This is a genomic window from Alloalcanivorax profundimaris, assembly GCF_015265435.1.
Taxonomy (GTDB): domain Bacteria; phylum Pseudomonadota; class Gammaproteobacteria; order Pseudomonadales; family Alcanivoracaceae; genus Alloalcanivorax; species Alloalcanivorax profundimaris.
Genome location: NZ_JABJWH010000009.1, coordinates 21,061 through 43,683 on the forward strand (window position 1 = coordinate 21,061; position 22,623 = coordinate 43,683).

The following is a 22,623-nucleotide window of genomic DNA, read 5'->3' on the forward strand; positions in this document are numbered from 1 at the left end:
CTATGAACTTAACCCCTCGATTTATTTAAAGCAAACACCAGACATAAAAAAGCCCGGCCGAGGCCGGGCTCCCAAGCGGGGGTGAGTATGGGAAAACTCAGGGTTCGTAGTGCCACTCGCCGTTGTCGCCGGGCACGGGCTGGAAGCCCTGGCCGGTGGTGTTCGGCTGGAAGCCTTCGAACGGGTTGAACACCAGGCGCGGGGTGTCGACGCTTTGCGGGTGCGTCAGGTCGCCCACGTACTGGGAGTCCTCGACGATCTTGCCGCCCAGGGTGCGCTGGTTGAGCGACACCCGCGCCTTGCCGTTGGTGGTATCCACCAGATCGTAGACCCGTTCGCCGTTGTCGGTGGGCACCCGCACGTCCACCTGGCCGGCGCGGATGGAGCCGGATTCGGTGGCGTTGCTGGTCAGGGTCCGGCCTTCCAGGGTCACCTTGCCGCCGGCGAGTCCGGTGGTGGTGTGGAGGGTGTCCACGGTCAGGTCACCGCCGGCCCGGTAGCCGATGTCGCCGGTGCTGTCGGTGCGCGCGCCGGCGACCATGGTGACGTTGCCGTTGGAGATCACGGTGACGCCGTCGGTGCCGCTGATGCGGCCGCCCTGGGTGAAATCACCGGCGGCGGCCAGGTCCACGCGGCGGCCGATGACGTCGCCGGTGAGGTCCAGGTCGCCGCCGGTGTTCAGGCCCAGGCCACCCTGGCCGGTGAGGCCGGTGAGGGTGAGCGGGCCGGTGCCGCGGTTGTTGATGTAGACCCCGCCAGTGCCGCCGGCGGCACCCAGGGTGTCCACGTCCACGTTCAGCGGGTTGCTGGCGCGGGCGATGCCGGTGGCGGCGCTCAGTTCGAGCAGCGCGGCGACGATGTTGTTGGCCTCGCCGTTGCCATCGAGGATGGCGCCGGCCACGGCGGAGAGCATCACCGCGTTGCCCGGGGTGAGGGCCTGCACCTCGTTGACGGTGAGGTCCCCGGTCAGGGTGCGCACGCGGATGTCGCCGTCGTCGATGCGGGCGTCCAGGCCGGCCAGGCCGTCCTGTTCCTGCACGTTGATGACGCCGCTTTCGGCGCGCAGATCCAGGCTGTTGGCGCGGGTGGCGATGGCGGCGGTGTCGGTGCCCACGCCGTCGCGGCCGGCCAGTCGCACCTCGTCGCCCACCACGCGGGTGTCGGCATCACCATCGTCGATCAGCTTGCCGTCGTTGGCGACCACGGTCACCTGGCCCTGGGCGCGGATGTCGCCCAGGGTGGCGTCGCCGTCCTCGATCTCCAGGCCGACGCGGCCGTCGCCGGTGCGGGCCTGGCTGATGAGTACCGGGCCCTGCTGGCTCAGCATCACGTCACCGGCGTCGGAGAGCGCGTCGATGCGCTCGGCGGTCAGGTTCAGGAAGCCATCGGTGGGGTTGTCGGTGGCCCATTCACCGATGCCGTCGTTGGCGCGCAGGGTGACGTTGACGCCCTCGACCTCACCAGCGCCGTCCTTGCGGATGGCGCCGTCAGAGCTGAGAGCCACATCGTGGTCGCCGGCGGCGACCCGGCCAATGCCGAGATCCCCACCGTTGTCCACGTCGATGTCGCCGTCCGCGGTGGTGGCGCTGTCGAGGCGCAGGTCGCCCTGGTTGTCCAGGTCGATGGCGCCGGTGCCGCTGACCGCCAGGGTGGCGCTGTCCAGCTCGCTGTTCAGGCGGATGCCACTGACCGCGCTGCCGCGCAGGTCGTCGGCGCTGAGCGTGCCTTCGGCGCTGGTGGCCAGGCGGCCGGCGCTGTCGAGCACGGCGTCGCCGTTCACCGCCAGGGCGTCGATGGTCAGGTCACCGCCGGCGCGCAGGTGGGCGTCGCCGTCGGCCAGGCTGCTGTCCTTCACGGTGAGCCCGTTGGCGTCCAGGTCCTCCAGGTGCAGATCACCGCTGCCGGTGATGGTGGCATAGAGGTTGGTCACGCGGGTTTTCAGGCCGCTGAGGGTGGAGCCGATGCTCTTGGCCGCGGACAGGAACAGGTTGTCGCCGTGGATGTGCTCGGCGATGGTCGGGTCGGCCTGAATGCCGCCTTCCTCGCTGGTCACGGACACGTCGCCACCGGCACGCAGGGTGGACAGGGCCACGTCGTCCCCGGCTTCCAAGGTCAGGTCGACGCCGCTGTTCATGGCGCTGGTGGCGTCCATGGTGATCTTGCCGCCGGCGTTGGCGTCCAGGTCGGCGCCGGCGGTCAGGCCGGCGTTGTTGGCCAGGGTCAGGGCCCCGTCGCTGGCGGTGATCCGGGCGTTGCCGTTTACCGCGTCCAGGCTGGCGTTGTCGAAGCCCACATCGGTGCCGGCGGTAACGGTCACGTCCCGGTCGGCTTGCATGGCGCTGCCGTTGTCGACCACTACGGCGGCCTCGTCGCTGCTCATGGTGAGCGAGTCGCTGGCGGTGACCCGGCTGCCGTCGGTGACGGTCAGGTCGCCGCTGCCCACGGTCAGGCTCAGGTCCGCCGGGTCGGCGTCCGCGGCGGCGCCGCTGGTCAGGGTGGCGGCGGTCAGAGTGGCCCCGCCGCCGGCTTTACCGGTGAGCGCGCCGCCGGCGGTGACGCTGGCGCTGGTCACGGCCAGGTCGCCTTGTTCACCGGCGCCCAGGTCCAGATCGCCGCCGGCGCGGGCGTCCGTGCCGGTGGTGAAGGCCAGGTCGCCGCCGGCCTCGGCGCTGAGATCGGCGTCGGCGGCCAGGGTGCTGGCGTTGCGCGCGGTCAGGTCACCGTCGGTGGCGGTGAGACTCAGATCGCCGGCGGTGGCGCGGGCCTGGGCGCCATCCACGGTAAGGTCGCCCTTGGCCTTGAGATCCAGGTCGGTGGCGGCGGTGGCGCGGCTGTTGGCCAGGGCCAGATCCGCGCCTTGCGCATCCAGGGACAGATTACCGCCGGCCTCGGCGGTGGCCTGATCCAGGGTCACGTTCTGGCCGGCGGTGCCGGTGAGGTCGTTGCCGGCGGTGAGCGTGGCGCCGCTGGTGATGCTCAGGTCGCCGTCGGTGGCGGTGAGGGTCAAATCACCGTCGCCGGCGTCCACGGACGAACCGTTGTTAACGCGCACGTCGGTGGCGGCGGTGAGGGTGGCGTCGGTGGCCGCCCGTGCCCGGCTGCTGTTGGTGAGGACGACGCTGCCTTCCTCGCTGCCCAGGGTCAGGGCCCCGGCGGCGGTGGCCTGGCTACCGCCGGTGAGGGTCACGTCGCCGCTGCCGGCGTTCAGGCTCAGATCGACACTGCCGGCTTGCAGCGGCGCGAACGCGAACAGCGTTACCGGCGCCGGCTGACCGCTGGCCAGGGTGGCGCTGGTCAGGGTAATGGCCCCGCCGGCGTCGCCGTCCAGGAAGCCACCGGCGGTGACGCTGGAGCGGGTCACCGCCAGATCACCCTCGGCGGCGGTGAGGGCGGCATCGCCGTCGGCGCGCACGGTGGCGTCCTGGATGGTCAGGTTGTCGCCGGCGTCCAGATCCAGGGCGCCGTCGGCGTCGGCCTGGGCACCTTCGGTGAAGGCCAGGTCGCCGCCGGCGTTGCCGGTGAAGTCGCCGCCGGCGCGCAGCACGGAGCTCTCCCGGGCGGTGAAGTCCCCGTCCGTGGCGGTCACGTCCAGGTCGCCGGTGGTGGCTTCCAGGCGCGAGCCCTGGGCCAGGCTGACGCCGCCGCCGGCCGCCACGGTGGCGTCGGTGACGGCGGTGGCGCGGCTGCTGTTGGTGAGGCTGACGTTGCCTTCCTCGGTGTCCATCACCAGGGCCCCGGCGGCCTCGGCGCGGCTGCCCTGGGACAGGGCGATGTCACCGCTGCCGGCGTTCAGGGTCAGGTCCACGTTGCCCTCGGGCAGCGGCTCCACGGACAGCGGCGCGAACGGCACCATGGCCGGGCGGCCGCTGGCCAGGGTGGCGGCGGTGAGCAGGATGCCCTGGCCGGCGTCGCCGTCCAGGAAGCCGCCGGCGGTGACCGTGGCGCGGGTCACCGACAGGTTGCCGGCGGTGGCGGTGAGGGCGGCGTCGCCGTCGGCGCGCACGGTGGCGTCCGTCACGCTCAGGTGATCGCCGGCGTCCAGGTCCAGATCGCCGCCGGCGGTCACGTTGGCGCCGGTGGTGAAGACCAGGTCGGTGCCGGCCTCGCCGGTGAGATCGTTGCCGGCGGTGAGGCTGGAGGACTGGCTGACGCTCAGGTCGCCGTCGGTGGCGGTGAGATCCAGGTCGCCGTCGGTGGCGGTGAGCGCGGAGCCACCGGAGAGCGCCACGTTGTCACCGGCGGTGACGGTGGCGTCCACCTGGCCGGTGGCCTGGCTGGCCACCAGGGTGACGCTGCCGGTGTCGGCGGTGAGGCTCAGGTCCGCGTTCAGGGACTCGGCGCTGGCGTTGTTCAGGGACAGGTCGGTGCCGGCGCGCAGGGTGACGTCGTCGGCGCCGCTGACGCGGCTACCCTGGCTCAGGTTCAGGCTGCCGTCGGTGGCGGTGGCGTCCAGGGTGCCTTCGGTAGCGGTGAGCAGGGAGCCACCGGACAGCCGCAGGTCACCGGCGGCGGTGGCCTCGGCGTTGCCGCCGGCACCGGCGTTGGTGTTCATCAGCGTCATGGAACCCTGCCGGGCGGTCAGTTCCAGATCCACGCCGGCGGCCACCATGGCGTCGGTGAGGGTCATGGCCTGATCGGCGGTCAGGGTCACGTCGCCGGCGGCGCCGGCGGCGCTGTTCTGGCTGAGGAGCAGGTCACCGCCGTCGGCGGTGGCGGACAGATCGCCCTCGGCGGCGAGCAGTTGGGCGCCACCGGACAGGCGCACGTCCTTACCGGCGGTGACGGTCACGTCCTGCTGGCCCAGGGCGGCCCCGGTGTGCAGCGTCACGTTGGTGCCGGCGTCCAGGTCGAGGTCGGCGCCGGACTGAACGCGGCCGTTGTCGACCACCAGCAGTTCGCCCTCCTCGGCGCTCAAGTGGGTGTCGCCGGTGCCGGTGATGGTGCTGCCCTGGGTCAGGCGCACATTGTCGCCGGCATCCAGGTCGAGCGTGCCATCGACGTCCGGGTCGAGAGAGCCGCCGGCGCTGATCAGGGCGTTGGTGAGCACGGCGTCGCCGCCGGCATCGCCGTCGAAGGCACCGCCGACCAGCATCTGGCTGTTGTTGAGGCTGATGTCGCCATTGGTGGCGGTCACGCTCATGTCACCGTCGGTTTCGGTGTGCAGCTGCGACTGGGTGAGGCGCACGCTGCCGCCGGCGCTGACGGTTTGCCCGCCCTTGGTGGCGGCGCGGCTGTTGGTGAGCAGCACGTCGCCGTTGTCGGCGGTGACGCTCATGTCGTCGCCGGACTGGGCGGTGGCGTTGCTCAGCGCCACCTGGTTGCCGGCTTGCAGGTCCAGGGTGGTGGCGGCACTGACGCCGCTGTTGCCGTTGATATCCAGGTTGCCGCTGGTGGCGGTGGCGTCCAGGGCGCCGTTGGTGGCGGTGAGGGTGGACGCGCCGGACAGGGTGATGTTCTGGCCGGCGGTGAGGGTCGCGTCCCCGGCGCCGGTGGCCTGGCTGTTGGCCAGGGTCACGTTGCCGTTCTCGCCGGTCAGGGTCAGGTCGCCGCCGGCCTCGGCGCTGGCGTCGGTGAGCGACACCGTGGCGCCGCCCTTCAGGCTCAGGTCGCCGGTGGCCTGGGCACGGCTGTTCTGCACCAGGCTGACGCCGCCTTCGGTGGCGGTGGCGGACAGGTCGCCGCCGCTGGTCAGTTGCACGCCGTTGACGGCGGTGATGTCACCGGTGGTGGCTTTCAGGGTGAGATCGCCGGCGGCGGCCAGGTTGGCATTGAGCAGCTGGCCCTTGCCGCTGCTCAGGCGGGTGTCGCCCTCGCCGGTCTGGGTGACGGCCTCGTTCACGGTGAGGGCACCGTCGGCCACGGTCAGGTGCAGGTCGCCGTTGGCGTCCAGGCCGGTGAGGCCGGGCAGGCCCAGGTTGGGGGTAACGCCGCCCACGGTGAGGTCGCGGTTCTGGTTGAACAGGTAGAGGCCGCCGTCACCGGCGTCCGCTTCCAGGGCACCGGTTTCGATCAGCAGGGCCTGGTCGGCGGTGCCGATGCCCTTGCCGGCGCGCAGGGCCAGCTGGTCGGCGTCCAGTTCCGGGGTGTCGTCCGCCTCGTTCAGGGCGTCGATGGCGCCGTCCGCCACCAGGGTGATGTTGGCGCCCTCGCCGTCGCTGCGTACTTCGCCCAGGTGCAGATCACCGGCCTCGCTGGTCAGGGTCACATTGCCGGTGGTGGTGGTGACTTTCTCCACGTCCAGATCGTCGGCGTCGTGGAGATTGATCTCGCCCTTGGCGTCGGCGGTGACCACGTCCACGGCGGTGTCCAGGCCGCGCTGGGTGAAGGAACCGGTGGCGCCGATGGCGCCGCCGGCGGTCAGTTCCAGGCGCTTGGCGGCGATCAGGGTGCTGTTGTCCTGGTCGTCGTCGATGCGGCCGTCGGCGTCCAGGGCGATGGTGGCGCTGTCGCCGGCGGCGGCCAGTTCATGGACGGTCAGATTGCCGCCGGCGCTGACGTCGATGTCGCCGTTCAGGGTTTCCAGGGCGATCAGCGCCAGGTCGTCGCGCTCGCGCAGCAGCACGTCGCCGTCGCTGGTGCCGCTGTCGACCACGCGGTCCACCTGGGTGTCCAGTTCCACCTGGCCGTCGGCGCGGAAGTAGAGGTCGCCGCCGGTGACGTTCAGGGTGTCGCCGTTGTCGTCGATGATGGCGCCGCCCTCGGCGTACAGATAGGTGTCGCTGTCGGCGGTGATGTCGGTGTCGACCACCTGGGTTTTCAGGCGCAGGTCGCCTTTGTTCCAGAGCCCCATGTCGCCGGCGGCGGTGAGGCCACTAAGGCCGTCCACGGTGCCCAGCACCAGTTCGTCGCCGCCGTTGTCGTTGACCACGAAGGCGTCGCCGGCGCCAGCGTCCACCGCGATTTCATCGGTGTCGGTGTGCAGCGAATCCTCCTGGTCGGCGACGCCCTGGCCGGCGCGCACGGCGATGGCCGGGGCATGCAGGGTGCCCACATCGGCGACCCACTCGCCGTCCACCCCTTCACCTTCAACGAAAGTGCCGCCGATGCCGCGCACGGCGCCGTCGGCCTGCAGGGAAATCAGGGTCGGGCTGACCACATCGCCCACCACGCTGATCGAGCCGGCCACGTTTTCGGCGCGGATCTCGCCCACGGACTTGATGTCGCCGAGGCCCAGATCACCGGTGGAGTCCAGGTAAACGCCACTGTTCAGGGCGCGGCCGCTGCTGGTGCCCATGTCCAGCTGGTTGGCCTGGATGCCCAGCGGCTTGGCGGCGGACATGTCGATGTCCTGGGCCTGGTCGTAGGCGGCGATGGCCTGGTGGCGCAGCGCCTGGCTGGCGTCGCGGGCGGCGGTGGCCTTGAACACGGACTGGTCGGCCATGTCCCGGGACACCCGGGTGGTGTTGCGCAGGGTGGTCCAGCTTTCCACGTTGGTGACCGCGTCGCCCAGATAGGCCTTGGCCACGTCCAGGTCGTTGAGGGCCACGTTGAAGCGGTCGGAGAGCGGCGAGAAGGTATTGCGGTCGTACTCGTCCACGGCCACCTGGGCGGCGGACAGTGCCAGGCTCAGGCCCTGGAAGGTGGCTTCGGCGCCGCCGTCGCCGCTGAACGGGATCGCCTGGGCGCCGCCGGCCACCATGGCCATGGCGTCCACCGCGATCTGGGCCACGGAGACCACCCGGTTGAGGGTGTTCAGGGTGCTCTCCGCCGCGCTCAACTGGCGGGAGAGATCGTTGACCCGGGCCTGGGCACTGGCCAGATTGGCCTGGGAAATATTGCGGTTGACGATCGCCTGGTTGAGCGCCGCCAGGTAGGCCTCGAGCTGCTGCTGGAGAACCTCCAGCTGCAGGATCTTGGCGTTCAGCTCCGCCACCTTGCCGGCATAGTCGGCGATGGCGGTGTCGCGAGCGATTTCCGCGTCGCGCTCGCTGGGGGTGTTGCCGATCAGGGTGACGTGGTCGCCGCGCACGTTCTGGTCGGCGCCGTTGCCGTCCAGGATCACGCCGTCGCGGGCGATCACGTAGACATCGCCGGTGCCGCCGGTGTCGAGCATGCCCAGGGTCACGTTGCGGTCCGCGTCCAGGGTGATGTCGCCGCCCTCGGTGACCAGGTTGCCGGTGATGATGTTGCCGTTATAGCCCTCGTTGGCGCCGTCGGCGCGGGCGGTGAGGGTCATGCTGCCACCGCCGGGCAGGCGGATGGTGTCGTCCTGGTTGAGGAACACGATGTTGCCGTTGGTGGCGGTGAGCACCAGCTTGCCGCCGTCCATGACCAGGGTGCCGCCGTTGTTGTCGAGCACGGTGATCGAGGCGGCGACGATGGTGACGCCGCTGGCGCCCTTGCCCACCAGGCTGTCGGCGTCCACTTCCACGGCGCCGGGGCTGGCGGCGTTGACGTCGCCGTTGCCGCCGCTCACCGACATGCGGTCCACGTCCAGCACCAGCGGGCCGGTGTTGCCGATGCCCTGCTGGGCGCGCATGTCCACCTTGCCGGCCACCACGTTGGCCTGGTCGGCGCCGTCCGGGCGGGCGTCGTTGATGGCGCCATCGCTGGTCAGGGTAACGTTGCCGCCGGCGGCGGTGACCGTGCCCAGACCGATGTCGCCGGCGCTGTCGATGTCCACGTCGCCACCGGCGGCGCGGGCGCGGATCAGGCTCAGCGGGCCGCTGTCGCGGTTGCGCAGATAGATACCGCCGTTGCTGGCGTCGACCACCAGCTCGTCGACGCGGATTTCCAGGGCGTCCACGGTGCCGTCGGCGGCGCCCACCTGCTGGGCGCTCAGGTTCAGGTCGTCGGCGATGATGTTGGCGTCGTCGCCGTTGCCGTCACTGACCCGGCCGGAGGCCTGGAAGGTGACACTGCCGCCGCTGGCCAGGCGGCCGAGCACGGCGTTGCCGGACTGGGTGAAGTCGATGTCGCCGCCGGCCTCCCCTTCCAGCAGGCTCAGGGCGCCCACGTTGCTGACGAAAATGTCGCCGTCGGAGAGCATGGACAGCTCGCCGGTGACGGCGGTGGACAGGGCGCGGGCATCACTGCCGATGCGGGCGGCGTCCAGTTCCACGTCATTGCCGGTGATGGCGGTGCTGTCGCCGTCGCCATCCAGGGTGCCCAGGGCGGTGAGGCGGATCAGGCCGTCCGCGGACACCTGGCCGAGCTTGAGATCGCCCTTATGCGCCACGGCCACGCCGCGATCGGCGCCGCCGGCGGACGCGTTCAGAAGCAGTTCACCGGTACCCTGGTTGTCCAGATCAATGTCGCCATCGGCGGTGGTGGCGTCGATGCGGTTGGCGTCGGTGCTCAGGTCGATGTCGTCGCCGGCGTCCAGGGCCAGGCCGTCGGCGGCCAATACGTCGTCGCCGTCGCCGCCGATGCGGCCGCTGGCGGTCAGGCTCACCTCATGGCCGCTCAGGTCGGCGCCTTCCACGATCAGGTTGCCGGCGCGGTTGTTGAAGTCCAGATCCAGGCCGTCGCCGCCACCGCGCTGCACCACCAGGTGCTCGTCCGCGCGGTTGAAGGCGACGCCGCCGGCGTCGTCGGTGATCTCGACATTGCCGCCCAGGGTGGTCACGCCCAGGCTGGACAGCAGGCCGGTGTTGGCCACGTAGGAGCCGGCCAGGCTGGTGCCGGTGGTGGTGGTCAGGCTGCCCACCTCGGTCTTCAACGCCTCGGCGGCGGTGCCGATGGCGCCGTCCGCGTCCAGGGTCAGGTGATTGCCGCGCACGTTGAACGGCGCGGCGGCGTAGCCGAGGATGTCGCCGTCCTGGCTGACCACGGACACATCGCCGTCGTCGGCTTGCACCCTGCCCAGCAGCACATCGCCCAGGGTGGCCGTCAGTTGCACCTCGGCGTTGTCGCCCGCGGCGTGGATGTCCAGGGCGGCCAGTTCGTTGTCCTCGGCCAGGTAGATGCCGTCGGAACCGGAGCGGGCCTGGATGGCGTTGCTCTGGGTGGTCAGGGCGGCGCCGTCCTGGCCCAGGCGGCCGGCGGCGTCCAGGGCGATGAAGCGGCCGGTGATGACGGCGGACTCACCGCTTTTGTAGATGCCGCCATGGTGGGAGAACAGCCAGAGCTCGTCCGGCGAGGAAATGCGGTCGCCGATCAGGATGTTGTCCTCGGCGGCGATTTTCACCCCGTGGTCGCCGATGGCGCCGTTGCTCAAGGTGACGCTGCCGTCGGCGCCGCCGATGCCGGTGGACGAGACGGTCTGGCCGCCCTGGCTGATGCGCTCGCCGGCGCTGACCCGGCCAAGCATCAGCTCGCCGTCCTGTTCGTCGATGTAAATGCCGCCATCCTGGGTGGCGGCGGACAGCACGTCCACGGCGGTGGTTACCGCCCGGTGATCCTCGCCGATGGCGCCGTCCGCCTTCAGGTTGGTGGCCCAGGCTTCCACGTTGGCCTCGGCGCCGTTGCTGCCGCGCAGGTCGCCGTCCTCGGCGGTGATCAGGGCGCGCAGGCCGGCTTCGGCGCTGTTGTCGCCGGTGCTGACCCGCTCCAGGGTCAGGTCGCCGTGGGTGTCGGTGATCACCACATGGCCTTTTTTCGCCTCGGCGCGCAGGGTGTCCGCGTCCAGGCGCAGGGGGTTGCTTTCCGCGCCGATGGTGGCGTCGTCCACGGTGGTGGCCAGGGTCACGCGCTCGCCGCTGGCGGCGGTGCCCAGGTCGCCGTTGCCGAGGATGTCACCGGCGGCGGTGACGCCCAGGTCGCCGTCCACGTGGACGCCGTTCAGGGTCACGCGACCGTCGCGGTGGGTGAAATCCAGGTCGGTTTCCACGATGCCGGAGGTGGACAGGCGGTCCCCTTCGAAGTTGACGCTGGCATCGTTGAGCACCGGAGCGCCGCTGATCGGGTCCTGGCTTTCGTGCTTGAGGTTGATCTCGGCGTCGTCGCCAGTGTCGATCTTGAGGCTGGCGAGCTGGTCCGCTTCGTCGACGCGGATAGCGCCCGCGTCGCTGCTCACGTCCAGGTGATCCACTTCGGTATTGACCGCGCCGGCGGCGCCGATGCCGGTGCCCGCCTGGAGCACGGCGGTGTCACCCTTGATCAGCCCCCCGGTGGAGGTAATGGCGTTGTCCGCCCGCAGCCGGACCTCGCCATCGGGGCCGGTGGCGGTGAGGTTGCCGGACTGCTCCAGGTCGTCGCCGGCCAGAGTCAGCTCGGTGGCGGCGGTGATATCGCCCTGGTTGACCACGGAGGACACCACGGCGTCCTTCTGGCTGCCGGAGAGCAGCACGTGGCCGGCCTCGATCTGGCCGCCGGCGCCGTTCTTGATGGTGCCTTCGGCGCCGGAGAGGTCCGCGTCGGTGACCGAGAACTTCACCAGGCCGTTGCCGGTGAGGTCGATGTCGTAGCTGCCGTCGCTGGCCAGGGCCACGCGGCCCACGTTGGCGATAATGTGGCCGGTGTTTTCCACGTTGGGGGCGATCAGGTAGACGAAACCGCCGTCGTCGGTGGTGATGGTGCCCTGGTTCTTGATGGAGGCGCTGTTCATCAGCTCGCCGCTGAAATTGAACTTGCCGTCCATGAAGTCGTCGTCGGCGATGTCGAAGGTGGTGGCCAGCAGGCCCGCCACGTCGACGGTGGCGTCGGCGCCGAACACGATGCCATTGGGGTTGATCAGGAAAATGTTGCCGTTGGCGGTGAGCGCGCCCTGGATCTGCGAGACGCTGCCGCCGGTGACCCGGTTCAGCGTTACGTCGCTGGCGCTCTGATGCATGAATTCCACCAGTTCACTGGGGTCGATGCTGAAATCGTCCCAGTTGATCACTGCCTTGCCGGTGGTCTGCCGGATCAGGGTTTCCAGCGCCGCGGGGTTGGTGATCTGCGCCTCCCCTCGTACCACGTTGCCGCCGCTGGGCCCGGCCAGGGCCGCACCGCTGAAACCGAACACCGAAACCGAAACGGCCGCCGCCACCGATGCTTTGCGCTTGTTATTCCGTGCCATGATCTGTCACCCGTAAAAGTCGTATGCGGGCCCGCGGGCCCGGCCCCCCCTCAGAAGCGGTAGCGCGCCTGAGCGTAGAAATAATCGTTGTCGCCGGTTTCCGGCCCCAGCGGCAGGCCCCAGTCCAGGCGCAGCTCCACCGGGTCCAGGGGCCGGGCCATCAGGCCCAGGCTGACGCCGGAGATGTGCTGTTCGCTGTGCTGGTCGTAGAAGGGTTCCTTGATGTGCATGCGGCCGTGGCTGATCTGGCCGATCAGCTGGTAGCGGTGGTCGTCGGCGAACAGGTCGTAGCGCCCTTCCAGGGAGGCGGTGACGCCGCTGTCGCCGGAGTACGCTGAAGGCGCGTGGCCCTTCACCGAGTTGACGCCGCCGATCGCCCACTGCTCGCTGGAGACCAGCGGGTCGAAGGCGTACTGGCCGTACAGGCGCGGGATCAGCAGAGTACGGGCGTTGAGCCGCTGGATGCGGGTCAGGTCCAGGGTCACCTTGGTGAAGTCGTTGTCGGCGCCGGCGAAGGCACGGCTGGACAGGGCGGAATTGTTGTCCATACCGCCCAGGCGCTCGCCCAGCCCCTGATGCACATCCAGGGACACCAGGCTGCGCCCGGACAGGTCGGTGCGGTCCCAGGCCACGCCCAGGCGCAGCTTGCGGACCCGGTCCTCGGCGATGCGCACGCCGAGCATGTCCTGGTCCAGATTGGTGCCTTCCAGCCACAGGCTGTAGGTGAGGATGCTGCGCGCGGACAGGATCTGGTCCTGCAGCACGCCGAGGCCGGCGCCGGTGCTGTCGCCTTCCACTTCCAGCACCTTGAAGTCACGGCCGACGTTGACGTTGCCGGTGGAGCCGTAGATCTGAACGCTGGTGCCGCGGCTGTCCACCGGGGTGGCGTAGTCGGCGTAGGCGAACCAGGCGTCGCCGTCGCCCAGGGACTGCATGCCGATCAGGTTGGCGCTGTCGCCCCGCCCGCTCAGGTTCTCCAGCTTGATGGAGGGCACCACCCGGTAGCGACCGGTGTCCTTGCTGCCGTAGTTGTTCACTTCCAGGCTGCCACTCAGCAGCGGCCCCTCTTCCACGTCCACCAGCAGGTTGGTGAAGCCCTGCTCGGCGCCGGGCTTGAGGGTGGCGCTGGCTTCCACGCCGGCTTCCCGGTTGATGCGGGTCAGGGCCCGCTCCACCCGGTCCAGGCGCAGCGGCTCGCCGGCGCGCACGCCGCTGGCGGCGAGGGCGTCGCGGATGCGCTGGGTGTGGTAGCGGCGCTCGCCCTGGATGCGTACCTCGCCGAGGCGACCTTCCAGCACCACCAGTTCCACCGGCTTGCCGTCGGCGAAGGTCTGGCGCGGCACCACCACCTTGACCAGCGGGTAGCCGGCGTCGTGGTAGAACGCCTCCACCTTGTTGGCCAGGCCCTGAATGTCCTTGAGCGTCATGGGCTTGCCGATTTCCGAGGCGATCAGCCCGGACAGGTCGGCGGCGCTGTAGGTGGTGTTGCCCTGGAAGGCGACGCCGTTGACCACCACCTGGCGGGCGGCGGGTTCCTGGGCCAGGGCCGGGGCGCCGGCGCCCCCCAGGGCCAGCGCCAGAACGGCGGCGGGCACGAATCCGATTTTACTTCTCATGAACGATGCATCCCGAAACAATCGCCGCGATCCGGCCACGAGCGGCCCCCGCGGCGGACATGGCCGATGAAAGAAACGGGTTGGTTGGGCAGGACGGCGTGGCGCCCCGATAGGCTGAAGTGCAGGCCCCCATTTTTTCTTCCCCCCGATCGGAGCGGTGCTCCAAACGTTGTTCCCGCCGTGCTCTTTGGACTTTTTGCAAACTTTTGCACGACGTGAACCAGTTCACAATTCAGGAAATCTATTTCACGAAACTGCTACGGTCAACGAACATTTATTTACGTTCTTAAGCGTTTTTAGGGCGGAATATTGATGCTATTTACGTATGAAAAAACAGGAATACGATAAAAATATCAGCCAGGGAAAAACGGGGTATTTCGAGGTATTTGGGGAGAAAACACCGGATTATTTCCGCTCCGGACCGGGCAGGGACAACCCGGTTTCGTAAGGAACATTTTGAGAACGAAACGATACTTAAAAAAAATCAGCTTTTCTCATTATAAAAAAGCTTTTCGGCGAAACAAAAAAAGGGGCCAGTCAAGGCCCCTCTTCCAGTTCGTGCACCCACACCAGGGTGCCGGCGATCACCGCCACCGGCATGATCACCAGGTTCACCAGGGGCAGCATGGTCAGGCCCAGGATCACCGAGCCGAAGGTGAGCACCAGCCAGCGTTTGGTCTTGAGGCGTTCCAGCATCTCGGTGAACGGCACCTGACGGTTGTCGGCGGCGTAGTCGATGTATTGCATGCCCAGCAACCAGCCGGACCACAGGAACCAGACCGCGGAGGCGAACACGTTGACCACCGGGATGAAGTAAATCACCAGCACCACGAACAGAATCAACACCGCCCGCCACAGCCAGTACCAGGTTTTGCGCAGCTCACGCTTGAACACCCGCAGGGTCATGGCCGGGATGGATTCCTCCGGCAGCGGCCGGCCGGTGGCGCGCACATCGACCTTTTCCGCCAGGAAGCCCATGAAGGGCGCGGCGATCAGTTGCACGCCGAGGGTGAAGACGCTGGCCAGCAGCCCCAGCAGCAGGATCCACACCAGCACCACGGCGGCGCTGACCAGGAAATCGATGGCGCCGTTCAGGAAGCTGAGGCCGCCGTCGAAGGCCCAGCCGGCGGTGGCGGTGCTGATCCAGCCGGCGATCCACTGACCGGACAGGTAATAGAGACCGCCGAACACCAGCACGTTGAAGATCATGGGTACCACCACGTAGGCCCGCAATCCGGGGCTGCGGGCCAGGGTGAGACCTTGTTTCAGATAATCCAGCGCGCGGGTGACTTGGGACACGACGACCTCGTTTCAGCGAATGCCGGCCGATTCTAGCATTGCCGGCCATCGAGGCCAGTGCCCGGCGGCGAGGCCGGGCCGGGGTGCCAGTTCAAACGTGGACTTCCAGCTCCACCGGGATGTTGCCCCGGGTGGCGTTGGAGTACGGGCACACTTCATGGGCCTTCTCCACCAGGGCGCGGGCGTCGCTTTCATCCAGGCCCGGCAGGGTCACCGCCAGGGTCACGGCCAGGCCGAAGCCCTCGCCGTCCGGGCCGATGGCCACCTTGGCATTGATGTGAGTGTCCTCGGGCAACTCCGCCTTGGCCTTGCCGGCCACCAGCTTCAGGGCACTGAGGAAGCAGGCGGAATAGCCCGCCGCGAACAGCTGCTCCGGGTTGGTGCCCTCGCCACCGGGGCCGCCCAGAGCCTTGGGCGTGGTGAGCTGAACGTCGAGTTGTTTGTCGCTGCTGGTGACACGGCCGTCGCGGCCACCGGTGACACGGGCTTCCGCCTGATAGAGGGTCTTTTCGATGGTCATGGGGTTTCTCCGTTTGCTTGATTTTGCACGATTAAATCGTGCGCTATTTAAATGCTTGTACGTTGCCGCGAAGCCTGATCGCGACCGGGCGGCGTTCAGGACGTTTCAGTAAGCCGCCGCCGCAGGGTTTCCAACTGTTCCTTGAGCGCCACCAACTCCTCCGGCTCACAGCGGCTGGCGCAGGCCACCGCCTCGGGGATCGCCTCGGCGCGGCGGCGCAGAGCGCGGCCGGCGTCGGTCAGCCGTACCTCCACCCGCCGCTCGTCCTCGGTGGCGCGCCGGCGTTGCAGCAGGCCGGCGTTCTCCAGCCGCTTGAGCAGTGGCGTCAGGGTGGCGGAATCCAGGAACAGGCGCTCGCCGATGGCGGACACCGACTGCCCGTCGTGCTCCCAGAGCACCATCATCACCAGGTACTGCGGGTAGGTGAGATCCAGTTCGCGCAGCAGCTTGCGGTAGACCTTGGTCATCGCCAGCTGGGTGGAATACAGCGCGAAGCAAACCTGCAGGTCGAGTTGCAACAGGGAGTCCGGAGTGTCGGTGTCATCGTTCATGGGCGGATAATTACATAGCGCGCTATTTAATAGCAAGCAACAACCGAGACGATGGAAGCGGCCCGCTGCGGTTTCCATCGCTTTTCAGAAGCGGTTTCAGGCGCGATCCACCAGCCCGCCCCTCCCCCGCCAGCGGCCCGGTGTCATTCCAAAAACCTGGCCAAAGGCCTCGATGAAGGCGCTGGTGGTCTGGTAGCCGGATTCCAGGGCCACCGTGGTCACCGGCAGGCCGGCGGCCAGGTGTTCCAGAGCGCGCAGCAGACGGGCGCGTTGACGCCAGGCCTGAAAGCCCAGCCCGGTTTCCCGGGGGAACCGCCGCGACAGGGTGCGCGGCGACAGGCCGGCCCAGCTTGCCCACTCGGCCTGGCCGCGCCGGTCCGCCGGGTCGCGCAGCAGGGCGTCGGCGATGCGCGCCAGCCTTGGATCCCGGGGCATCACCAGCCCCAGAGGCGCGTTCGGCAGGCCGCGAATCTCGGCGGCGATCACCGCCACCAGTGGATCCCGCTCCGGCGCCCAGGACTGTTCGTCCCAGTCGGCCACGCGCTTCACCGCCTCCATAAGCAGACCGGACACACGCAGGATACAGGGTTCCGCCGGCAGCCCCTGGCACAGCGTTTCATTGATCAGCATGGCCCAGCCGTCGAACTGCCCGTGGGGGTCGATGCCGTGCTCCCGGCGGGGCGGAATCCAGATGGCATGCAGGGCGGGCACCGCCCAGCGGGTGTCGCCGGTGTGCACGGTCAACAGGCCCTCCGTGGCGCCGCACAGCTGCCCTTCCCGGTGCTGATGGACGCCGGCGGCGCGGGCCTCCCGGCTGGCCCGGGATTTGTCCCAGATGCGTGCGAGCAGCGGGCCCTGAAAGGCCGGGAAAGTGCCGCTGCCCCCGGTCGGGGGCATCCTGGTCCAGGTCATATTGGCGTAGTTCCGATATTGAATGGCCCTTATACGGTATTTCAGTCAGACCCTCGACGCTAATCTGGATCGCACCCTGATTCCCGGCCCCGACTCAAGGAACCGACTCAAGGAACCAACTATGCGAGCCAACGACATTCTTCCCGATCAACAAAACAGCCTGAAGCGGAACGGCACGGTGATCCGCAAGGGCTCCGTGGGCGCCTTCCTGGCCAACGCCCGACTGTGGCTGGAGCCGGATACCGAGCCTGACCAGCGGCGCCGGGCGGAACATGATCTGCGCGAGTTGCTGCCGGCACTGCGGGCTCTGGGCCTGTTCGAGCTTCTCGAGGTACGCGATCCGGCCCTGCGGGCCTGGCTGGACGCCGCCGACACCGACCGGGAGGCGGGCCATGCATCCGAGTGACTTTCAGGTCCACGACGTGGCCGACTTTCCGCTGGTGCGTTTGATGCCCGAGGGGCTGCCGGAGGGCTACGCGGTGCAATGGGAGGCGGAGATGGAGACCCTGATCGGGCAGCCCGATCCGTTCGTGATGGTGGTCGCCGCCATCGAGGGCGAACACCGGGAAGCCCATGAGGACCGTAAACGCCGCACCCTGTGGATGAAGCGCAACCGGGACACCCTGGCGCGCCGTTGCCGGGGCATGGTGGCGGTGGAGCCGGACACCACCAAACGAACGATGATGCGGGCACAGAGCGCGGCCCTGGCGGGCCTGTTCAAAGTGCCGCTACGGATCGTGGCCACCGCCGAGGAAGCGGACCGGCTGGCGCGGGCCTTCCTCGACGGCGCGGACGACGATTAGCGCTGGCGTTCGATCAGCATGGCGACGCCCTGCCCCACGCCGATGCACAGGCTGACCAGGGCGTAGCGGCCGTCGATGCGCTCCAGCTGACGCAGGGCGGTGAGCGCCAGGCGGGTGCCGGAAGCGCCCAGGGGGTGGCCCACGGCGATGGCGCCGCCGTTGGGGTTGAGGCGCTCGTCGTCGCCTTCCAGGCCGAGCTGTTTGCAGCAGCCCAGCACCTGGGCGGCGAAGGCCTCGTTGATTTCGATCACGTCCATGTCCGCCAGGGTCAGGCCGGCGCGGTCCAGCACCTTGCGGCAGGCGCCCACCGGGCCCAGGCCCATGATGCGCGGCGGCACGCCGGCCACGCCGCCGGCGATGATGCGGGCGCGCGGGGCGATGCCGGCTTTCTCGCCGGCGGCGCGGGAGCCGATGATCAGGGCGCCGGCGCCGTCGTTGACGCCGGAGGCGTTACCGGCGGTGATCACGCCGCCTTCCACGATGGCGGGCAGTTTGGCCAGCTTTTCCACATCGGTGCCCGGGCGCGGGTGCTCGTCCTCGGTAACGCTGAGCGGCGGCTTCTTGCGGCCCTGGGGCACTTCCACGGCCTGCAGCTCGGCGGCGAAGAAACCGTCGGCGCGGGCCGCTTCGTAACGGCGCTGGGACTGGGCGGCGTAGGCGTCCGCCTGCTCGCGGCTGATGCCCAGCTCGGCGGCCACGTTCTGGGCGGTTTCCGGCATGGTGTCGCGGCCGAACTGCTGCTCGATGCGCGGGTTGGGAAAGCGGGCGCCGATGGTGCTGTCGTACATGGGCATGTTGCGGCTGTAGGGGGATTCCGCCTTGGCCATGACGAAGGGCGCGCGGCTCATGGACTCGGCGCCGGCGGCGATCACCAGCTCGCCTTCGTCCACGGTGACCATGCGCGCCGCGTCCAGGGTGGCGGCCAGGCCGCTGCCACAGAGCCGGTTGACGGTGAGGCCGGCCACGGTTTCCGGCAGGCCGGCCAGCAGGCCGGCGTGGCGGGCCAGGTTGCGGGCGTCCTCGCCGGCCTGGTTGGTGTTGCCGGCCACCAGGTCCTCGAAGTCTTCCGGCGCGAACGGGTTGCGCGCGATCAAGGCTCGGATCACGCCGGCCAGCAGGTCGTCGGGGCGTACCGGGGCCAGGGCGCCGGCGTGGCGACCGAAGGGCGTGCGCAGGCCGTCATAGATGTAGGCGTCGAGCATTGAAATTCCTGAGTTGAAAGTGAAAAGTTGAAAGTTAAAAGGACGGCCCGGCCGGCACGCAGCCCGACCGCGCTTTCCACTTTTAACTTTCAACTTTCAACTTTTAACTGCGCCGCCAGGCGCTTTAGTCCGCATAGCGGAACATTATTCCAAAACTTGACGGAGAGAATAGGTCGTGACAGAGTGCGATGCAAGCCGCCGGCGACCCACCAGTCACTCTTCCAGGCGGTCCGACTTCCAGATTAACCAATAAGACAGAAGAGCCCCATGATTCGCGACCAGGAAGTGCTCAACCAGCTCGTCGACACCATCGGCCGTTTCGTGCGCGACCGCCTGATTCCGGCGGAGCAGACCGTGGCGGAAAACGATGCCATTCCCGAGGATATCGCCAGCGAAATGAAGGAAATGGGCCTGTTCGGCCTGTCCATTCCGGAAGAGTACGGCGGCCTCGGCCTGACCATGGAAGAGGAGGCCCTGGTGGCCTTCGAGATCGGCCACACCTCGCCGGCGTTCCGCTCCCTGTTCGGCACCAACAACGGCATCGGCGCCCAGGGCATCCTGATCGACGGCACCGAGGAACAGAAGCGCAAGTACGTGCCCAAGCTGGCCACCGGCGAAGTGATCGGTTCCTTCTGTCTCACCGAGCCCGACGTGGGCTCCGACGCCGCCAGCCTGAAAACCCGGGCCGACAAGGACGGCGACCATTACGTGCTGAACGGCACCAAGCGCTACATCACCAACGGCCCGGAAGCCGGCCTGTACACGGTGATGGCGCGCACCGATCCGGACAACAAGGGCGCCGGCGGCATCACCGCCTTTATCGTGGAAGGCGACACCCCGGGCCTGATCCGTGGCAAGCCGGACGTGAAGATGGGCCAGAAAGGCGCCCACGTTTGCGACATCACCTTCGATAACTGCCGGGTGCCCGCCGAGAACATCATCGGTGGCAAGGAAGGCCAGGGTTTCAAAACCGCCATGAAGGTACTGGACCGGGGCCGTCTGCACATCTCGGCGGTGTGCGTGGGCGTCGCCGAGCGCCTGATCGAGGACGCGCTCAAGTACGCCATGGAACGCAAGCAGTTCGGCCAGCCCCTGGCCGACCACCAGCTGATCCAGGCGATGCTGGCCGATTCCCGCGCCGAGGCCTTCGCCGGCCGTTCCATGGTGCTGGAAGCGGCGCGCAGCAAGGACGCCGGTAAGAACGTCAGCCTCGACGCCTCCTGCTGCAAGCTGTTCTGCGCGGAAATGGTGGGCCGGGTGGCCGACCGGGCGGTGCAGATCCACGGCGGCGCCGGCTACATGGCCGAGTACGCGGTGGAACGTTTCTACCGGGACGTGCGTCTGTTCCGGATTTACGAGGGCACCACCCAGATCCAGCAGATCGTGATCGCTCGCGGCATGGTCCGCGACGCGCAGTAGGCCGCTGCAAGCTTGCAGTTTGAGCCGACCGCTATCGCGACTGAAGCGGAGTGCCGCCCAGTCGCTCCTACGAACTCCCCGTAGGAGCGAATTCAGTCGCGAAGCGGTCGCGCCCAACACCAGGGTGGATCGCGGCTAAAGCCGCTCCTACAGCTGTTCACTGTTCACTTTTAACTGTTCACTGCTCCACGCCCCCCCTACCCCAGCCAATTTATACAATGCCCCGCCCATACCGGACGGTATGCTAGACCGCGATGTGGTAGAGGCGCCCGTCGCGTTCCTCGCGGCGTACCCGGCCGAGGGCGTGCAGGCAGTTCAGGTGGGCGATGCTCTCGCCCATGGCGAACATCAGCTGGTGGCTGTCCAGCTCGCGTTTGAACAGCACCGGCAGCAGATCGAAGGCGGTCAGCGGCCGTTCGGCGCAGGCGTCCCGGGCGGCATCGAGTTGTTCGTCGTGGTGGGCGCACAGATCGTCGATGCGCTCGTGCAGACCACGGAACGGCAGACCGTGGGCCGGCAGCACCAGGGTGTCCCGCGGCAGCGCCGCGCGCAGGGCGCGCAGGGAGTCGACAAAGTCGGTGACCGGATCGTCGTCGGGCTCGTGGGCGCGCACCGTGAGGTTGCTGGAAATGGTGGGCAACACCTGGTCGCCGCTGATCAGCAACCGGTCCCGCTCCCGGTACAAGCAGGCGTGCTCCGGGGCATGACCCCGGCCGATGTGCACCCGCCAGGTGTCGCCGTTGATGGACACGGCGTCGCCTTCGGCGATGATCTCCGGCGCCGGCGGCAGCTCCGGCATCACCTTGCGGTAGCTGTTGCCACGACCGGCCAGGGTGTCCAGGGCGTCACCGCCCAGACCGTGGCGGCCGAACAGGCGTCGGAAGCCCTCCGCCACGGCCTCGTCGCTGGCGGTTTGCAGGCGATGGGTAAGCGCCCACTCGCCCTCGGTCATCCACACCGGGGCCTGGAAATGGCCGGCCAGCCAGGCGGCCTGACCGATGTGATCCGGATGGTAATGGGTCACCAGGATGCGGCGGATCGGGCGTCCGTCCAGGGCGCTGTCGAAGGCGGCGCGCCACAGTTCCCGGGTGGCGCGGGAACCGAAACCGGTGTCCACCAGGGTCCAGCCGTCACCGTCCTCGAGCAGCCACAGGTTGATGTGGTCGAGGGAAAACGGCAGCGGAAAATGCAGCCAGTGGACGCCCGGCGCCACCTGGATGCGGTGGCCGGACGCCGGCGGCTCGGTGAAAGGATATTGAAGCGCTGAGCTCATACCGGGACACTCTTTCTGGGCGCGCGCCCGGCGATCCCGGCGCGCGCGACAACATGAACTTGACCGGGGCGGCGAGGCCGCCCGGTTTGGCAGGGAGAAACACCATGCAAGCGTGGCGTATTCAGGACGACCACACTCTCAAACTGGACGACGCCGAGGCGCCGGAACCCGGCACCGGCCAGGTGCGCATCGCGGTGCGCGCGGTGGGCGTGAACCGCGCCGACATCATGCAGACCCAGGGCCTGTACCCGGCGCCCCCGGGCTTCGACAACAGCGTGCCGGGGCTGGAATACGCCGGCGTCATCGACGCCGTGGGCGACGGCGTCATGGGCCGGAAAGTGGGCGATCGGGTGATGGGTCTGATCCCCAGCGCCGCCTACTCCGAGCAACTGGTGGTCCATGAGCGCGAGACGCTGACGCTGCCCGACGAACTGGACTTCGCCACCGGCGCCACCATCCCCGAGGCCTTTCTCACCGCCTACCGGGGCCTGTTCCTGGAAGGCGGCCTGCAGCCCGGCCAATGGTGCCTGATCCGCCCGGCCACCGCCGGCGTCGGCCTGGCCGCCACCCAGCTGGCCAGCACCCTGGGCGCCCGCCCGATCGGCTCCAGCCGCGACCTGGACAACCTGGCCACGGCCCGGGAGATGGGCCTTCTGGAAGGCGTGGTGGAGGACGACACCCTCCCCGAGCGCATCCAGGCGCTCACCGGCGACGGCGTGGCGGTAATCCTGGACATGGTGGGCCCGGACTGGAAAACCGTGCTCAAGGGCCTGCGCGTGGAAGGCAAGCTGGTGATGCTGAGCGCCCTGGCCGGCGCCACCACCGAGCTGAATCTGCGCGCCCTGATCGCGCGCCGGCCGACCATGATGGCCATGACCATGCGCAGCCAGCCCCTGGAAAAACGCATCGCCATCGCCGAGGTGTTCAACGACCGGCTGGCGCCGCTGTTCGCCACCGGCCGGCTCAAGCCCCTGCCCCTGGTGTCCTTCCCGTTCAGCGACGCGCCGGCGGCGCACACGCACATGGTGGAGGACAACTTCAGCGGTAAGCGGGTGCTTGTTAACGACTAGCGTGGGCCGCGCAGGAG

The 22,623-nt window shown here is 68.7% G+C and carries 12 protein-coding genes; 4 read left to right on the forward strand and 8 right to left on the reverse strand.

Annotation, left to right across the window (positions count from 1 at the left end):
• Positions 1-97 precede the first annotated feature (97 nt).
• From HMJ39_RS05440 to HMJ39_RS05465, 6 genes are all read right to left on the reverse strand, one after another.
• Entirely contained in the window at positions 98-11,941 is an 11,844-nt protein-coding gene (locus tag HMJ39_RS05440) for a two-partner secretion domain-containing protein (RefSeq protein ID WP_194296566.1), read from the reverse strand.
• A 50-nt stretch (positions 11,942-11,991) separates the two neighbouring features.
• The gene (locus tag HMJ39_RS05445; RefSeq protein WP_194296567.1) at positions 11,992-13,557 is read right to left on the reverse strand and encodes a ShlB/FhaC/HecB family hemolysin secretion/activation protein; all 1,566 of its coding nucleotides are present in this window, start codon (positions 13,555-13,557) and stop codon (positions 11,992-11,994) included.
• Positions 13,558-14,094: 537 nt separating this feature from the next.
• Positions 14,095-14,856, reverse strand: coding sequence for a sulfate transporter CysZ (cysZ, locus tag HMJ39_RS05450; RefSeq protein WP_161383093.1), 762 nt, complete (start codon positions 14,854-14,856; stop codon positions 14,095-14,097).
• Positions 14,857-14,947: 91 nt separating this feature from the next.
• A complete protein-coding gene (locus HMJ39_RS05455; protein WP_161383094.1) occupies positions 14,948-15,376 on the reverse strand; it encodes an organic hydroperoxide resistance protein in 429 nt (142 codons plus the stop codon).
• A 95-nt stretch (positions 15,377-15,471) separates the two neighbouring features.
• Positions 15,472-15,927, reverse strand: a complete 456-nt coding sequence (locus HMJ39_RS05460; protein ID WP_194296568.1) for a MarR family winged helix-turn-helix transcriptional regulator — start codon at positions 15,925-15,927, stop codon at positions 15,472-15,474.
• Between the two features lie 96 nt (positions 15,928-16,023).
• Complete coding sequence (locus HMJ39_RS05465; protein ID WP_161383096.1) at positions 16,024-16,824, reverse strand: AraC family transcriptional regulator; 801 nt, start codon at positions 16,822-16,824, stop codon at positions 16,024-16,026.
• A 136-nt stretch (positions 16,825-16,960) separates the two neighbouring features.
• Between HMJ39_RS05465 and HMJ39_RS05470 the strand changes: the two genes are divergently transcribed.
• Positions 16,961-17,245 carry a hypothetical protein gene (locus HMJ39_RS05470; RefSeq protein ID WP_161383097.1) on the forward strand — a complete coding sequence of 95 codons (285 nt, stop codon included), beginning with the start codon at positions 16,961-16,963 and terminating at the stop codon, positions 17,243-17,245.
• A complete protein-coding gene (locus HMJ39_RS05475) occupies positions 17,232-17,642 on the forward strand; it encodes a GntR family transcriptional regulator (RefSeq protein ID WP_194296569.1) in 411 nt (136 codons plus the stop codon). The genes HMJ39_RS05470 and HMJ39_RS05475 overlap by 14 nt, the downstream gene beginning before the upstream one ends.
• Here HMJ39_RS05475 and HMJ39_RS05480 read toward each other — a convergent pair.
• Positions 17,639-18,844: a 3-oxoadipyl-CoA thiolase gene (locus HMJ39_RS05480; RefSeq protein ID WP_194296570.1), complete on the reverse strand. Its 1,206-nt coding sequence runs from the start codon at positions 18,842-18,844 to the stop codon at positions 17,639-17,641. The two genes, HMJ39_RS05475 and HMJ39_RS05480, sit on opposite strands and share 4 nt — an antisense overlap.
• 267 nt (positions 18,845-19,111) lie before the next feature.
• On the opposite strand from HMJ39_RS05480, the gene HMJ39_RS05485 reads away from it, so the two are divergent.
• Positions 19,112-20,263, forward strand: a complete 1,152-nt coding sequence (locus tag HMJ39_RS05485) for an acyl-CoA dehydrogenase family protein (RefSeq protein WP_161383100.1) — start codon at positions 19,112-19,114, stop codon at positions 20,261-20,263.
• A 244-nt stretch (positions 20,264-20,507) separates the two neighbouring features.
• Here the strand turns inward: HMJ39_RS05485 and HMJ39_RS05490 are convergent, their stop codons facing one another.
• On the reverse strand, positions 20,508-21,536 hold the full coding sequence (locus HMJ39_RS05490) for an MBL fold metallo-hydrolase (RefSeq protein ID WP_161383101.1): 1,029 nt from the start codon (positions 21,534-21,536) through the stop codon (positions 20,508-20,510).
• 104 nt (positions 21,537-21,640) lie between these two features.
• Between HMJ39_RS05490 and HMJ39_RS05495 the strand changes: the two genes are divergently transcribed.
• A complete protein-coding gene (locus HMJ39_RS05495) occupies positions 21,641-22,606 on the forward strand; it encodes a zinc-binding dehydrogenase (protein ID WP_194296571.1) in 966 nt (321 codons plus the stop codon).
• The last annotated feature ends 17 nt before the right edge of the window (positions 22,607-22,623 follow it).

Coding starts and splice junctions, on each gene's coding strand:
- HMJ39_RS05440 (WP_194296566.1), bottom strand. CDS start 11,941: ATGGCACGGAATAACAAGCGCAAAGCATCGGTGGCGGCGGCCGTTTCG.
- HMJ39_RS05445 (WP_194296567.1), bottom strand. CDS start 13,557: ATGAGAAGTAAAATCGGATTCGTGCCCGCCGCCGTTCTGGCGCTGGCC.
- HMJ39_RS05455 (WP_161383094.1), bottom strand. CDS start 15,376: ATGACCATCGAAAAGACCCTCTATCAGGCGGAAGCCCGTGTCACCGGT.
- HMJ39_RS05460 (WP_194296568.1), bottom strand. CDS start 15,927: ATGAACGATGACACCGACACTCCGGACTCCCTGTTGCAACTCGACCTG.
- HMJ39_RS05465 (WP_161383096.1), bottom strand. CDS start 16,824: ATGCCCCCGACCGGGGGCAGCGGCACTTTCCCGGCCTTTCAGGGCCCG.
- HMJ39_RS05470 (WP_161383097.1), top strand. CDS start 16,961: ATGCGAGCCAACGACATTCTTCCCGATCAACAAAACAGCCTGAAGCGG.
- HMJ39_RS05475 (WP_194296569.1), top strand. CDS start 17,232: ATGCATCCGAGTGACTTTCAGGTCCACGACGTGGCCGACTTTCCGCTG.
- HMJ39_RS05480 (WP_194296570.1), bottom strand. CDS start 18,844: ATGCTCGACGCCTACATCTATGACGGCCTGCGCACGCCCTTCGGTCGC.
- HMJ39_RS05485 (WP_161383100.1), top strand. CDS start 19,112: ATGATTCGCGACCAGGAAGTGCTCAACCAGCTCGTCGACACCATCGGC.
- HMJ39_RS05490 (WP_161383101.1), bottom strand. CDS start 21,536: ATGAGCTCAGCGCTTCAATATCCTTTCACCGAGCCGCCGGCGTCCGGC.
- HMJ39_RS05495 (WP_194296571.1), top strand. CDS start 21,641: ATGCAAGCGTGGCGTATTCAGGACGACCACACTCTCAAACTGGACGAC.